This is a genomic window from Gimesia sp. (assembly GCF_048262075.1).
Classification (GTDB): domain Bacteria; phylum Planctomycetota; class Planctomycetia; order Planctomycetales; family Planctomycetaceae; genus Gimesia.
Window position 1 is genome coordinate 524255 of sequence record NZ_JBLXFK010000002.1, and the last position, 15359, is coordinate 539613.

Genomic DNA, 15359 nt, shown 5'->3' on the forward strand with positions numbered 1-15359 from the left:
GTCTGAAGTATTACATATTTAATAGCACTTACTGTCATCACGTTCTCCTTTCACCAATAGAAAAAGGACTCGAGATTATTTTTCAGTGTGCCTGCAATTTCAAACTTTCACATCTCAGTTCAAGGCCCCGTGGTCGCGGAAGCCACCGGTGGTTTTACTTGTGTGTTACCAGCCAGGTAGGCAATCAGATTTGCCAGTTGCTCTTCGCTCAACTGATCTAGTTGACCTTCCGGCATCAGGGACAGCTTGGAAGCAGTCATCTCTTCGATCTGCTGACGATCGAGCACGAGCAATTCATTCTGTGTCTGTAATGACAACTGTTTGTCAGTCTTTCTGACAACGTTCCCATTCAGGACGCGACCATCCGTGAGGGCAACTACTACCATTTCATAGCCTTTGGGAATCAGGGCAGAGGGGTCCACCATGTTCTCCAGCAGATAATCCATGTTAGCTCGATTCGCTCCTGTTAAATCAGGTCCGATCTGGCCTCCGGTTCCAAACAGGCGATGACATTTCGCACAGGTTTTTTCATACAGAGCTCGTCCTTGAATACGATCTGCTTTTCCCAGTCGTTCCGCAGTCAGTAAGGTTTTGTAGTTCTCAATCTGCGCCCGTTTCTTTTCGGGCGTTTTCCGAGCCTGGCCCCAGACCTGGTTTAGTTTTTCGACCACTTCCTTGTCCTGGAAATTACGAAGCTGACGCACATGGAATGCGGAAACATCTTCCTGGGGAACCTGTTTTTTATCGATGGCAGTCAGCAGTAGCAGCACATATTCCTTGCGACTGCAAACGGTATCGAGCAGAACCTGTCGCCCCTCGTGTTTGATACTGCGATAGCGGCCCAACATGCGTTGAATGGTCTGGGGATCATAAAATCGTGAAAGCCCCCGAAACGCCAGCGGCTGCAGCTCGGTCGTATACACCGATTTCTGAATGACAGACAGCAGGTCTTTGTCCTGAGAACTGTTCAATAATGTCTCTAAAGCCTGGTAACGGCTTTTCATGGACTGCTCAGAATCGACGGCGATCTGCTTGAGTGCATCCATCGTCTGCCCATCACCAAACACGACAGATAATTCTGTAATCTGATTCTGCAATTCTTTGGAATCTGTCTTGGCAGTTGCCTGCTTAAATGCCTGCCAGTTTTCTGGTGCCTTCGCTTTCAATCGCCCCTGTAAGGCAGCCTGAATCCCGGCTAACAGATCCTGCTGCTTTGCAGTGTCCTGTGTTTCAATTGCCTGCTGGATCAGCTGGACCACATACTCTGGATGTTGATCAATGTCTTCCGTCAGGCGGCGGGCCACCAGTTGGCGCACCTGGGGTCGTGTTGCCTGACTGAGAAATTTTAATGCGGATTTACTTTCGCCCATGACCGCTGGTTCAATTCCGTACCAGAGCATCAGCGTGAAATTTCGGTCTTCGGTATCCTGGTGATTCTGATCGAGGGCAGCCGCAATTTCCCAGCAGTCCTGCGGTGCGAGCGACTGCATTGCAGATGCCAGATAGAGTCGTACGAGCCCGGAAGAATCAGTGCGTGCTAATTCAGAAAACTGTTTTACCGCCTCTTCTGGAACCTTTCCGTCATCGACCAGGTAACGAATCGCCCAGATGCGAACGTGCTCACTGGAATCATTCAGCTGTTCCGTCAACCACGCATCATTCACCTGATTCGTACAATAGAGCGTCCACATGGCACGCAGCCGACGGGAAACTTCTTTGGATCTATTATAGATGTCCAACAATTCTGCTTTAGACTGACTCCCGTCAGCAGCCGCCCCCGCACGTTCTGTCAGAATCCGGCGGGCATGACGCACATACCAGTCGTTCGGATGCAGTTGCAACTTAACAAGTTCACTGTCAGACAACTGATTCAGATCCAGCTTTTCAGGTTGTGGCACATCTCCATACGCGATTTTGTAGATCCGGCCACTGGTACGATGTACGCCATCATGGTCATGACATTCTCCCAGATCCGCCCAGTCGGTGAGATAGACACTCCCATCGGGACCATATTTTAATTCGGTTCCTCGAAACCAGTCTGATCCGGTCAACAGAAAATCGGGACGGTGTGTCCCCACATAGCCCGAGCCTTCTCGCTCCAGCGCATCATTATTCACACGATGTCCGTGCGTGTTACACAGGAACAGGGAGTTGCGGTATTTCTGAGGCCAGCTGTCGCCCAGATAAATCATGCCGCCGCAATGACTGTGTCCCCCTCCCAGTTTTCCATGAATGCCAGAGGTGTCCCGGGAATCAGTCCATTTTCCTGATGAGCTGTCCCAGTGATCGTGGTCCGCGCACTTCGTCATCAATTCGTAAACATAAGGGTTGGGATCGCTGCCATGCCCTGACATGCGAATGTAGTGAGAGCCGGGAATCATGTGCCAGAGATGACCATTCACATTATTCGTGAAAAACATCTGGCCATATTCGTCATAGTCAAAGCCCCAGGGATTAGTTGTGCCGGAGCTGACTTCTTCAATTTTATGACTAACAGGATGATAGCGCCAGACACCACAATGAATCGTAGTGCGATTTGCAGGTACCGTTTCAGGAGTACCCACGAGTGAAGAATCCGTGATTCCATGCCGGCCATATAACCAGCCATCCGGCCCCCAGGTGAGACCGCTCACGATGTTGTGACGGACGGTTTTATAGTTCCAGCCTTCCAGCAGGACCTGCGGTTTGCCATCGGGAACATCATCGTGATTTTTGTCTTCGTAGTAACGTAATTCTCCACGACATAAAGCCCAGACTCCATTCGAACCAACGGTTACGCTTGTTAATGGCCCTGGTCCCTGCCAGAAGATTTTCCGCCGATCCATTTTGCCATCACCATCAGCATCTTCCAGAATGACAATCCGATCTTCATACTGATCATCAAAAGAACCACGTTCATAGCTGAAACATTCGGCAACCCAAAGCCGTCCCCGATCATCAATCTCAAATCCGATTGGCTGATGCACATCAGGTTCACTGGCAAACACAGTCACCTTGAATCCTTCGGGAACCGTCATGTTTTTCACAGTCTGTTCCGGCGAGGTGGCAATATCTTTGGGATCCTGCGTATTTCTAATGGGGCTCTCGGCCACAGAGAAATCACCCGGTAAACTCAAAATTGAGTAAGCAGCCAACAGGCAAATCAAAAATCGAACCTGGTCATGAAAGCGCATCGATAACCCTCTAAGTCAAAATGGATAGCCGGATATTAATAGGTATCACTTATGCTATAACAGGCTTAGGCCAAGAGCAATCAATTCAGGAAAATAGTTTCGGCAAAACAGCACAAAGAGACGGAGGACTGTTTCTTACTTTTCGAGAGTGTCAAACATCTCACGAAATTTCCCGAGAACTTTTGTAACAGCGGAAGAGAGGGGGCCGTTTAACATTGCACCGGAAGCCTGACGGTGTCCACCACCTCCGAATGATTCGGCAACTTTAGAAACATCCCATGCGGTGCGGCTGCGAAAACTGATTTTCACCTGTCGACTACGCTGTTCTACAGCAATAAATGCCGCCTGGGTCCCCGCAAGTGTCAGGCAATAGTTAACGAGCCCTTCCGTATCAACGGGCGTGGTGCCCGTCGCGCTGAAGTCTTCACAACTGACGACCGTATAAGCCAGCAGACCATCAAAGTCAGTCTGCACCTGCCCCAAAACACGCCCCATCAGTTTCAGTTGAGGTAAGTTGTTCTGCTCATACAGCAGCTCATAAATCTGATGTGGTTCAGCCCCTGCTTTGATCAGTTCACTGATAATCTGCATGGTGTAGGCGGTGGTGGAAGGAAATCGAAACCAGCCCGTATCCGTGGCAATCGCTGCATACAGCAATGTCGCGATCTCAGGATTAAGGCTGCAGTTCAAAGCACGTCCCAGATCATACACCAGACAGCCAGTGGCAGGGGAGGTGACGTCTTTGAATTCTTCCGCTCCCAGGGAATCTGAGCTGACATGGTGATCAATGATGACTTTTTTGGAATCCGTTTTACGATAAAAGTTAGCCAGTCCAGGCAGTTGAGACCAGGCGCTGGTATCGAGCACAATGTGTACTTCGGCCCATTCAAATTCTGCCGTTGAAACTCCATCACCAACATAACGGACTTCATGTTCCTGAACCAGAAAATCCATACTCTTGGGATGAGCAGAAGGATTGATGATCCGTACTTCTTTTCCCAATTCCCTGAGAAAACAGGCCAGCGCCAGTTCCGAGCCAAGTGCATCGGCGTCTGGACGGACATGACAGGAGAGCAGAAATTTCTGATGTGCATGAATCAGTTCACAGAGGGGGGCCCAGTTAATCGTACTCATTCATTCTTCCTGCTCTGTGAATTCCAGCTACTTCTCGTGAATGCTATCGCTTTATCAACATGCCATCTTAGCGCATTAAAGTAAATCTATCCATTGACTGGCCAGCTTTTTTGCTGATTCGACATCAATCCGAAGTTGTGTTTTGAGTGCTTCCGCATCGGCAAACGTCTGAGTTCCCCGCAATTGATCCAGAAACTGGACCTGCAGTTTCTTCCCGTAAATATCACCCGAGAAACCAATCAAATGCACTTCGACCTTGGTCTCATCAGACTGAAATGTGGGATTCCCCCCTATATGAATGGCAGCCGGGTATTGTCGACCTGCGATCTCCCCGACTCCACAATACACACCATCTGCGGGAATCAGCGTTTTAATATCGATAAGATTCGCGGTCGGGAACCCCAGCATACGCCCCCGTTCGGCACCATGGCCAACCGTTCCCGAGATCTGATAGAGGCGTCCCAGCATTCTGGTTGCCTCTCCTATTTCTCCCGCTTGAATGGATTTACGAACCTCAGACGAAGAGATCATGCGCGAACCACAAACGGTTGGCTCAACCACTTTAAAAAACATTCCCGCCTGATCACACAATTGACCTAATAAAGCAACGTCTCCTGCACGGTTTTTGCCAAAGTAAAAATTGGGACCTTCCACCATGCCTTTGGCCTGTAGTTGCTCACACAGGACCTGTTGAAAGAATTCTTCCGCGGTCAGATTCAATAACGCACGATCGGTGGGATAAGCAATCACACAATCCACGCCCAGTCCTTGCAGAACCTCCGCGCGTTGTTCAATCGTCATTAGTTCTGGGGGAGCATGTTCGGGCCGCAATAGATGAATCGGGTGGGGATCAAAGGTAAAAACAATGGCGGGTATTTTTTGTGTTCGAGCATGCTGAACTAATGTTAGAATCATCAACTGATGCCCTCGATGCACTCCATCGAAGTTACCAATTGAGACCATGCCTCCCTGACATCCGTCAAAACCTGCTAATCCACGTATTAACACCACTTAACCCAACAATTTATTGTCTTTATTTAGAAAAACACTCTGGCCGGTACCCAGTTCTGGCTGTATCAGTTGAATCGGCAACAATCCAGAAAATGTAGAGTGATAAGTACCATTAGGCCCACAATATTGCTACTATTAAGCGTAGGGAAAGCAGTTTCCTTCTCCTTCCCCCATAAGCGCTTGAAGGTACGCGCCTGCGAACCTGAAACGCATTTGGTATCACCGACCATTGATACCATCCAGTAACAGTCACACTTTATTATATCACTGGAGATAACGAAATGGATCAAAGCCCCATCAATCGAAGAGATTTCCTGAAAACATCAGGAACGACGGCCGTTGCTGCCAGCACGATCGCCGGACTGGCTTCCGCCCCCGCTTTCGGAGCCGGAAACAGCAATGAAGCAATTCGCATCGCATTTATCGGCCCTGGTGGTCGTGGATTTGGTGCCCACGTGAAAAAGCTGGTTCAGTTGAAAAAAGATGGCATGAACATCGAACTGGTTGCCGTCGCTGATGTCTATTCAGAACATCGTGACCGCACTGCCAATTATATCAAAAAAGAGCTGGGAAATGACGTAGCGGCTTACGTCGATTACCGCGACATGCTCGAAAAAGAGAAACTGGATGCCGTCTGTATCGGAACTCCCGACCATTGGCACGCCAAGCAGACCATCGACTCCATGAACGCCGGTCTGCACGTTTACTGCGAAAAACCAATGACCAAGAAAGTCGAAGAGGCTCTAGAGGTCGTAGAAACCTGGAAGAAGACTGGCAAAATCATGCAGGTCGGTGTGCAGTCCACCAGCCTCCCTGTGTGGGATGACGTGCGAGCCCGCCTGCAGGATGGACAACTGGGCAAAGTGCTCCAGTTCCAGACCGAATACTTCCGCAACTCTTCCATGGGTCAGTGGCGTTACTATGCTCTGAAAAAAGAGATGAACCCACAGAATATCGACTGGAATCTCTGGCTCGGAACCAAAGAAGGCCTGGCTGAATATCAGCCGTTTGACCGTGCTGTCTACGCACAATGGCGTCGCTTCTGGCCTTTCGGCTCCGGTATGTTTACTGACCTGTTCGTCCACCGAACCACGGCCATGCTCAAAGCAACCGGCTTGCGTTATCCCGGTCGTGTTGTCGGGGCAGGGGGTCTGTATCTGGAATACGACGGCCGCGATGTCCCCGATGTGGCGACTGTGGCTGCTGACTTCAATGAAGGGGTCCAGGGACTGGTGAATGCCACCATGTGTAACCAGGAAACCCGCATCAAACAGATCATCCGCGGACACAATGGTTCGTTTGTCTTTGGTAACGGTGAAGGGTTCGACGGATATGATTTCATTCCCGAACGACCTCAGGTCACGCGAGACAGCTCTCTGAAACAGCAGCGGATCGATGTCGCTCAGATTAAAGACACGACCTACGCTCACTTCAAGAACTGGGTTGAAGCGATGCAGGCCAATGATCAGAGCAAATGTAACAACCCGCCTGATCTGGGTGCTGCAGCGATCGCCGTAGTCAACATGGGATCAAACAGCTATCGTCATGGTAAGGTCTACCACTTCGATGCCGACACCCATGCCATTACAGATGGCGATGGCAGTTGGTCGAAAAAATGGGAAGCCATGTCAGAAGCACGGCAGAAACCCAAACACATTCCAGGCTGGAAAGCCGGCGATAAAGGAAGCGTGCTGGAAGAACCCAGCTATATGACCCTCGCCGGTCCCTGGGTCGATGGCAAACCACCCAAAAACGATCCTAATTCCAATGCAGGTTAATCCCTGTAACTGACTCTTCAAATCCCGTATTCCTGCTTGGAATACGGGATTTTTTACGAGTCATCCTTATTGAATCAAGACTCCTCTCAACATTTATTTGCATGGAACCAGTTATGAAGCGTCTTACTGCCCACTCCCTCGTCCTGCTGTGCCTCATCTATTTGACAGCAGGCGTGAATGCCAGTGAAAACTCTGGATTCACCTGGAAGGATCAGCCGGAACAGAAAGTGGCTGATCTGTACTTTAACGGAAATCCTGTCCTGCAATATGTCTATCCCTATGACGACTCATCGAAAGAGAGTTTTCACGATACCTACAAGGTTTTTCACCATGTCTACGGACCTGGTAGCAAGGCGGTGATTACCAAAGGTCCCGGTGGAAAATATACGCACCACCGCGGCTTGTACGTCGGTTGGAATAAAACCAAATTTGAAGGAAAAGAACTCGATTTCTGGCATTGTAAGAATGGCGCACATCTGCGACATGAAAAAATACTGGAAATGAAAGGGGGCCCCAAACAGGGCACGATGACTTCCGAAATCCGCTGGGAAGATGCCCAGGGAAAACCTGTGATCATTGAAACTCGCACAGTGACTGTCACACCGATTCAAGTCGCCAACTCTAAACTCCCTGCCTGGCAGATCGACTGGCAGACCCAACTGGAAAGCAAACGCGGCGAAATTATACTCGATGGGGACCGACAGCATGCCGGTTTCCAGTATCGTGCGGCACAAGACGTTGCCGAATCCAATAATGCAACTTATGTCCGACCTGAAGGATTCCCCCAGCAACCCGCTCCATTTCAGGTCTCTGATAAAACAGATCCCAATGGTCATATCAACCTGGGCTGGTTTGCCATGTCCTACGAAATCGATGGTACACGCTACAATGTTGAATACCTGGAAGATCCCAGCGTGCCCAAACCATCTCGCTATTCCGAGCGTCCCTATGGGCGCTTCGGTGCTTTCTTTGATACAAAGTTCGATGAAAGCAAACCTCTGGAAATGAAGTACCGGGTCATTGTCAGTGAAGGAAAAACTCCTACCCAGGCGGAAGTTCAGAAACATTATAACGAGTTTGTCTCTTCTTTGAAAAAACAGGATTAGGCATGTCAAAACTGACAGTCGCCATCATTGGAGCCAGTGCGGACCGACAGAAATACGGTAACAAGTCGGTCCGCGCGCATTTAAAACAGGGTTACGAAGTCTTCCCGGTTCATCCGACAGAATCGAACATTGAAGGCCTCTCAGCCTATACTAATCTGGCCGAGATTCCCAAAGTGCACCTGAATCGCATCAGCGTGTATGTCCCACCTCACATAGGAATTGGCTTACTGGAAGAAATTCGTGACAGACGAGCCGATGAAGTCTGGTTTAATCCGGGCAGCGAAAGTCCTGAGTTACTCCAGCGGGCCAGTGAACTGGGCTTGAATATTATCCAGGCCTGCAGCATCATTGATATCGGCGAATCGCCGTCTGCTCATCCGGATTGAAATCAAATGGGGAATCGCGATTGAGCCCCGCTACCGGTTTGTATAGAATCAGGGTAGAGGTGGCACATTTCCTGTTCAGGAAAACCTCATCAGTCCATTATCCAAAAAGTTTCGATCATGAAAAAATGCAGAGTCTGTAATAAACCCGCCGTCTACCACCTGACCGAAATTCAAAACGGGCAGGCACAGGCGCTCCATTTCTGCGAAGAACATTTCCAGGAATATATCAGCGGTCAAGCCCCCTCTGATGAGTGGGAACCGCAGGATGAAGCCACACTGATCGAACTGAATTCACAGGATCTGGAGTTGGACGAGGAACTGGAATGCCCCAATTGCGGGATCACGTTCCAGGAATTTCGCAGTGAAGGGCGGTTGGGCTGTCCACATGACTACATCGCGTTCCGCGAACCGCTAATTCAGCTTCTGGAAAACATTCATGGCGCTTGTGAACATATTGGCAAGTTTCCCAAGCGGGCTCCTACGTCCAGCCAGCAGCAGTACAATCTGATCAAGCTCCGCAGGGAGTTGACAGCCGCGGTGGCTGAGGAAAATTATGAGACCGCCGCCTCGCTCCGCGATCAGATTTCAAAGTTGGAACAGGAAGAAGAAAAAGAATCAACCGAGACTGACCCGTCAACAGAATAACCCGACCCAGACTTGGAAGATGTGAGAAAAGAAATCTTCGGGAATCCCACTGAAAGTCAGACTTTTTCTCTCCTCCGATTTGTATCAACTCTGGGAAATCGTTAGTATTCCCACTGAAAGAAAATCCATCCGGGGATGTGGTGGAATTGGCAGACACGCTAGATTTAGGATCTAGTGCCGCAAGGCGTGCAGGTTCAAGTCCTGTCATCCCCATTTGAAAAGCACTGATGCCTGCCTGGTATCAGTGCTTTTTTATTAAGATTGCTTCTTCTCCAGAATTCGCACGACCTGAGCGTAAGTGTCTATTTCGATCAAATCGCCAGTCTGGATTTTTATCGTTGCTTCTCTCGTGCCAATCAAGGTCGGTTTTTTCAATTCCCGCGCCAGAATCGCAGCGTGACAGGCAATGCCGCCATCATCAGTTACAATCGCACCACACTGCTGCAATAAAGGCATCAATGCCGGATTGGACTGAATCGAAACCAGAACCTCATCAGGCGAGACTGTCAGTCCCAGTGCATCCAGACTGAGCACCACCCGCGCCCGCCCCTGAAAAATTCCCGGCCACGCGACTTGTCCTGCCAGCTCGTTTTCGTTGGTGCGGACCTGAAGTTTACGCTGCTTCGCCAACCGAGTCAGCAAATATCCGGTCTGAGAAACCAGGTGAAAAGTTTCCTCACCATCAATGACCTGAAAAATGAACCGCTTGCCCTCCCTGATTGCTTCGTAACGGGATTCCAGCAGTTCGCGCGTCACGGTTCCTGATTTTAACTCACTCCACAATATCAATTCGCAGGCGCAATCCGGTTCTGGGAAACCAAGTTGCTCTGCTGCCTGAGAAGCCAGAGGCTGCAGGATGTTTCGTTCGATCACCGGATACAGAGAATGGGAACGAATCTGCTCTGCCAGAGACCGCACTTCAGGGTCATCAATCTGACAGGCTTCAATGTAGATGAGAACCCAGGCAGGAAATACCGTCGTATGCTGGGCGATATCAGCAAACAGGTCTTCGAGTTCTGCCAGGTTCTCAAATCCACTCAAACCCTGTTCGATGACTGGTGGTGCCTGTGCATAAATTCCAAGCCCATATCTTAAGATACGGAGAAGTTGCTCACGATCATTCTGAAACAGATCACTGATGCGATCCAGAAACGCTTCGCTGGAACTTTCCGGATAAAACATATTCATCATTCCGGTTTCATCCTGAATCAGCAACGCTTCATTCAGATGTGCTCCCAGCGTATTGTCCGCGTGTTTCGCATCCATCCAGTAAGGTAGTATGGAGGCAGCCAGCAGGAAAAACGGACGACGAACGCAGAACTGCCATCCCTGCGATTCATCAAACAGCCGCTTATTATATTCCGGCGCCAGGGTCGTGATCGGCCGCGCCTGTAAAACCTGAAAGTTCCCGTTCTGAATAGCCCATTCGGTATCAATGGGATGACCGTAATGCTCGTGCAACCGGTTCAGCAAAGCGGAATACTCGGAAACCTGTTGCTCAGTGATTTTCGGTTGTCTGCCTCGACCATCGAGATCCTGCCAGACTGGTTTCGAATTACCCGCGCCGATCCACAATGCTTCTTTCTGATCACCGGTAATTGATTCCAGAATCTGACGGGACCCCCGCTCGACAACAAACTGATCCGGAGTGATACGCCCGGAAACGATCGCTTCCCCCAGCCCCAGGCAGGCTTCGATTAATTGAATCTCTGGTTCCTGTGTGACGGGATGTACTGAAAATCCAATGCCAGAGATTTCGCTCTGCACCATCTGTTGCACTACCACTGCTACTGAAATTTCACCCGTCGAAAATCCATGTCGACCACCATAAGCTAACGCAGACTCGCTAAACAGAGATAACCAGCAACTCCGGATTTTTTCAATTACTTCATCTGGAGTGACATCCAGAAATGTCTCAAGTTGTCCTGCCCAGGCGCTGGTGGCACTGTCTTCACAGGTTGCACTGGACCGGACTGAAACGCGCGGTGCAGCTAATTCGCGCGATGCGATCTGCACTGCTTCACAGATTTCAAGCGGCACTTCAACTGCTTCAATACAAGATCGAATGCGCTGATGTGCTAGAGAAAATTCAATCTGATTGTCATTCAACGCCTGAATGGTTTCCTGCAGCGTCTGCTGGATCTCACTCGCAGAAAAATAAGAACGGAAGGCCGAGCTCGTCACAACAAAGCCAGGGGGAACCGGCGCACGTGCCCGCATCAGCTCTCCCAGGGAAGCTCCTTTCCCTCCCGCTTCCGTAACAAAAGAGGAATCCAGTTCAGAGAGTTGATAAATAAGGCGCTCCATTTTTATCCCTATTTAAATTATTGGATGTCAGTTTCAGAAAAACTTAATTTAGAATCAGCTGGGAATTAACGAATTGATTTGTAAATGTTAACGATTTCCCGGTTTCTCACGTATCGGTTTTCCCTGTGAGATTAAATTGATTAATTACTCGCTGTCACTGGAGGAAAAGTACGTGTGAGTATTCCAGTTGGCATCCTGGTTCCTCTGATCAATTAAGAAAATGTTTTATTCAGTGAGAATATCACCCAGTCAGTATTACTGCTTCAACCCTAAGCTGTTTGTATACATAATGTTACCTGATCAGTTTTTGATGGATCAAAATTTTCGATGAAAAACTCCACTATATAATTAGATTTATTAATCAATAACCTTGTGGGACCTTCACTCCCCCCACATAATTAGTTAGCTCTGTTAAGAATTCTTTACTTAGCAGCAGCAAAATCTGATTTCGCTAGTTGTGCGCTCCCATTAACGAAATTTCAGCCACGTCCATTCTTCTGAGTTCTATTTCGTTATTCTCATTCTATGAAAAAGGCACTTTCATGCGCACTCTCAAATCACGGAAACACGGTTTCACTCTGATTGAACTTCTGGTGGTGATCGCGATCATCGCCATCTTAATCGCACTGCTGTTACCTGCAGTTCAACAGGCCCGCGAAGCAGCCCGCCGCAGCACCTGTAAAAACAATCTGAAACAAATGGGCCTGGCACTACATAACTACCATGACACACACCGCGTGTTCCCACCAGCTGCCATCAACGCCGGCTTTTCCAGTTGTGATGGCGTCAATGGCGCCAGCAGCATTCTGCTTAATCACACCTGCTATCAGATGATCCTGCCATTTATTGATCAGGCCAACATCTATAATCAGTATAACTGGAGTATTTCCAGTGGTTCTGCAAATCACGGATCTGGTTGCAGTGGTACTGCAACAAGCTCCCCCTCTGATCAATACTCGATCGTAAAATCACCCGTCCCCGTGTTTCTCTGCCCATCTGATCCAGGAAACCCATCCAATACCGTAACGTCCGCAGGAGCATATACTGTAAATCCGGGCTGGCGCACAAGCTACGGAGTTGTGAACTACACGACCGGAGGAGGCGGCGGAAGCTGGGGTGCCAATGTCGATGCGAGAAAAGGAGCACTCGGCCCCAACGGTGCTGCGAAGTTCAGAGATATCACCGATGGCACAAGTAACACGATGATCTTCTGTGAAACAAAACTGCTCAAAACTTCGACCAGCTACGGACCGTACTGGAATGCAGCTACGCACACATTTTTTATTCTGCCTGGTTCGGCATCCTATGCCATCAACTACAACTATGATGGAAATAACAAACAGTATGCGTGGGGAGCAGGCAGCCACCATGTCGGTGGGGCGCATGTGCTGCTGGCTGATGGATCCGTGAGATTTGTCAGTGAGAATGTCGACCGTGTCGGTGTTGTAGCTGCTTTGATTTCTATCAGAGGCGGAGAGATCGTTCCGGAATTCTAACCGACTGGTATCTCTTGATCCTACTATCTATCGTCTGCAATACCGCGCTGGCTGATTGCCGTCGCGGTATTGCTTATATTGATTGTCCGCCTGCAGAATTTTTCAGTTTTTGCACACTTCTTGATTAAGAATTTTTTATATCATGCTCAATGTATTCATTTCCAAGCGATTTCACGCAGTCTATTTTGCGTTTTTAATCTTAACAGTATCAGGCTGTGGGGCTGAAGGAGAGCCCATCCCCGATCTCGCGCAGGTAACAGGCGTCGTTACAATGGATGGTGCCCCCCTCAGTAATGCCAAGATTATTTTTGAACCGCAGCAGGCCACTGAGAAAGCACGACGGCGCGCATCCTCAGCATCCACTGAGACAGATGGTTCTTACACCCTCGAATACAATTCTGATGCCTCTGGAGCCACACTGGGATCCCATAAGGTGATGATCATTAAAATGCCAGATGATCCGGAAGACGCAGGAATGCAACTGGTTCCCGCCAAATATAATGACAAATCCGAGCTGACGGCTGAGGTCAAAGAAGGTGATAACAGTTTCAACTTCGATTTGAAATCAAAATAGCATTACTCGGCTGAAAGACTGGCTGGCTGCCGGACCGTCAGCTGGTCTTCCCGAGACTCAACCGCAGCGACATAATGACTGCTACGTAGCAGGAAGCGTTTCTCAACCAGATTCCACATGAGGAACGCCCCTACCGCGGTCAGGCTGATGGTGGTCAATAGAAACAGCCATTGGTGTCCTACAAACCAGCCTGAGTTCAGCAGTAACTGTAGAATGGGGAAATGCAGTATATAAACGCCATAGGAAAAATCTCCATACTTTCCGAAATTTCCTGCATAGAGAAATAGCCCGAAAAAGACCACCAGTGTCGCCAGTGCTGCCGGCTGCAACCATGGCAGGGGAAGCGCAAACCAGTCAACCACAAGAATGACAGCCGCCGCCATTACAAATTGTTTGAGATGTCGCTCAAAGAACTTCAAATAATAAAACAGTGCTGCCCCCGACATAAAGAAGCACAACTGTCCCGGCAGTTGCCGCGCCAGACGCGAGTAGAACTCCACCCCCGTACTGGCTGAAGCTGACAGCAGCAGTTCGCTATAGGCAATCGAAATCAGGTAAACGAGCATCAGGATCGGCAACCTGGGGAAACGTCTTAAGAAATAGACCAGGATCGGCACGGCAATATAAAACATCGCCTCTACTTTGAGCGTCCATAGCGCCCCATTGACGACATTAAAATGATTCGTTTCAAAAACCCCCGGTAAAGTAGGTTGCAGGAAATTCAGAAAGGCAAGGTTCGCCGCCAGATACTCCAGCCAAGCCAGTGAGAAATACTCTTGAACCGGTTTCTGACTGACAAATACCAGAAAAACGGCTGACAACATAACCACTGTGAAATACGCCGGGTAGATCCTTCGCACTCGCTTGCTGGCATACGATTTCAGAGAAGAAGAGCGTTCATAACTCATGACAATCAGAAAACCACTGACCACAAAGAAACCTTGAACGGCTACCTTTGATGACAAAAATCCCGCTAGAGTGGACAGTTGACCAAAGCCGGACACTTCATAAGCGTGCACCAGACAGACGATTGACGCCAGCAGTAAACGAATCAGATCGAAGTTATTCTTTTTCAAACGCGGGTGATCGAGGGGCAGCGAATCCATTTTCTGTCCCGAGGCAGAACCATAATAACGGTAAAAATACTCCTCGAACTGTCTCTGAAGTCTCCCAGTCTGTCAAGATAAATTATCGAATCCCGATTCATTGCGCAAAGCCAGCTCTGTTCGACAGATTGGTTTATCGAATCAAATCTACTGTTTTTTTTTGCGAAACCATTTAGTACCGCTGCGGTTTATGCCTGCTGGAACTCCTGGATTCCGTCACAGCGTTTCGATCTGATCGCGCGTCAATTCGATCCTCGGCCGGGGAATGCTGCTTATGAAACAAGTTTGTGGCATAGTCACGTTCCTGTTCCGCCAGCCGAAACTCATGATCATAGGATGGCTTTTCTGGATGTCGATCCGCCGAAGTGACAAAAACACCAGCCAGGCTCACTACAATGTTTAAAACCAGCATGACCGCAATGCCACTGGCCGATTCATTTGAATCAGGACTGGAAAGCGATAATGACTCCGTCTCTGATTCCTCTTCCACAGCAGTCATGTTGCAGTCGCAAAATCGACACTGTACTGCATCCAGTTCAATGTCCGCCTGACAGCCGGGACATTTCTGAAACTCGGTGCGTTGTTCGTTAAAATAATACTCCTTCATTTCCGTTCCCCCTATTCTGGTACATCAAACTGAAAA

The 15359-nt window shown here is 49.1% G+C and carries 12 protein-coding genes and 1 tRNA gene; 7 read left to right on the forward strand and 6 right to left on the reverse strand.

All coding sequences use genetic code 11. The features are described from left to right. Nucleotides 1–119: 119 nt before the first annotated feature. The 3 genes from ACN0YH_RS05710 to ACN0YH_RS05720 all read right to left on the reverse strand — a co-directional run bounded on the left by ACN0YH_RS05710 (nucleotide 120) and on the right by ACN0YH_RS05720 (nucleotide 5315). Nucleotides 120–3173 carry a PVC-type heme-binding CxxCH protein gene (locus ACN0YH_RS05710; RefSeq protein ID WP_417378597.1) on the reverse strand — a complete coding sequence of 1018 codons (3054 nt, stop codon included), beginning with the start codon at nucleotides 3171–3173 and terminating at the stop codon, nucleotides 120–122. 135 nt (nucleotides 3174–3308) lie between these two features. Next, complete coding sequence (locus tag ACN0YH_RS05715; RefSeq protein WP_417378598.1) at nucleotides 3309–4307, reverse strand: DHH family phosphoesterase; 999 nt, start codon at nucleotides 4305–4307, stop codon at nucleotides 3309–3311. Between the two features lie 75 nt (nucleotides 4308–4382). Beyond that, a complete protein-coding gene (locus ACN0YH_RS05720; RefSeq protein WP_417378599.1) occupies nucleotides 4383–5315 on the reverse strand; it encodes a bifunctional riboflavin kinase/FAD synthetase in 933 nt (310 codons plus the stop codon). Nucleotides 5316–5599: 284 nt separating this feature from the next. On the opposite strand from ACN0YH_RS05720, the gene ACN0YH_RS05725 reads away from it, so the two are divergent. The 5 genes from ACN0YH_RS05725 (at nucleotide 5600) to ACN0YH_RS05745 (ending at nucleotide 9446) form a co-directional block, all read left to right on the forward strand. Next, nucleotides 5600–7096 carry a Gfo/Idh/MocA family oxidoreductase gene (locus ACN0YH_RS05725; protein WP_417378600.1) on the forward strand — a complete coding sequence of 499 codons (1497 nt, stop codon included), beginning with the start codon at nucleotides 5600–5602 and terminating at the stop codon, nucleotides 7094–7096. Between the two features lie 113 nt (nucleotides 7097–7209). Further along, a complete protein-coding gene (locus ACN0YH_RS05730; protein WP_417378601.1) occupies nucleotides 7210–8202 on the forward strand; it encodes a DUF6807 family protein in 993 nt (330 codons plus the stop codon). 2 nt (nucleotides 8203–8204) lie between these two features. Beyond that, a complete protein-coding gene (locus ACN0YH_RS05735; RefSeq protein ID WP_417378602.1) occupies nucleotides 8205–8588 on the forward strand; it encodes a CoA-binding protein in 384 nt (127 codons plus the stop codon). 117 nt (nucleotides 8589–8705) lie between these two features. Then, complete coding sequence (locus ACN0YH_RS05740; protein WP_417378603.1) at nucleotides 8706–9233, forward strand: UvrB/UvrC motif-containing protein; 528 nt, start codon at nucleotides 8706–8708, stop codon at nucleotides 9231–9233. Between the two features lie 131 nt (nucleotides 9234–9364). Beyond that, nucleotides 9365–9446, forward strand: a tRNA-Leu gene (locus ACN0YH_RS05745). Between the two features lie 42 nt (nucleotides 9447–9488). On the opposite strand, the gene ACN0YH_RS05750 is transcribed toward ACN0YH_RS05745, so the two are convergent. Beyond that, nucleotides 9489–11540, reverse strand: coding sequence for a PEP/pyruvate-binding domain-containing protein (locus ACN0YH_RS05750; RefSeq protein WP_417378604.1), 2052 nt, complete (start codon nucleotides 11538–11540; stop codon nucleotides 9489–9491). A gap of 542 nt (nucleotides 11541–12082) precedes the next feature. Here ACN0YH_RS05750 and ACN0YH_RS05755 point away from each other — a divergent pair. Together ACN0YH_RS05755 and ACN0YH_RS05760 are read left to right on the forward strand one after the other, a co-directional pair. After that, a complete protein-coding gene (locus tag ACN0YH_RS05755) occupies nucleotides 12083–13036 on the forward strand; it encodes a DUF1559 domain-containing protein (RefSeq protein WP_417378605.1) in 954 nt (317 codons plus the stop codon). A 142-nt stretch (nucleotides 13037–13178) separates the two neighbouring features. Then, entirely contained in the window at nucleotides 13179–13610 is a 432-nt protein-coding gene (locus tag ACN0YH_RS05760) for a carboxypeptidase regulatory-like domain-containing protein (RefSeq protein WP_417378606.1), read from the forward strand. A 2-nt stretch (nucleotides 13611–13612) separates the two neighbouring features. Here ACN0YH_RS05760 and ACN0YH_RS05765 read toward each other — a convergent pair whose 3' ends face one another. Next, entirely contained in the window at nucleotides 13613–14716 is a 1104-nt protein-coding gene (locus ACN0YH_RS05765; RefSeq protein WP_417378607.1) for an acyltransferase family protein, read from the reverse strand. 172 nt (nucleotides 14717–14888) lie between these two features. Then, entirely contained in the window at nucleotides 14889–15323 is a 435-nt protein-coding gene (locus ACN0YH_RS05770) for a hypothetical protein (RefSeq protein ID WP_417378608.1), read from the reverse strand. Between the last annotated feature and the right edge of the window lie 36 nt (nucleotides 15324–15359).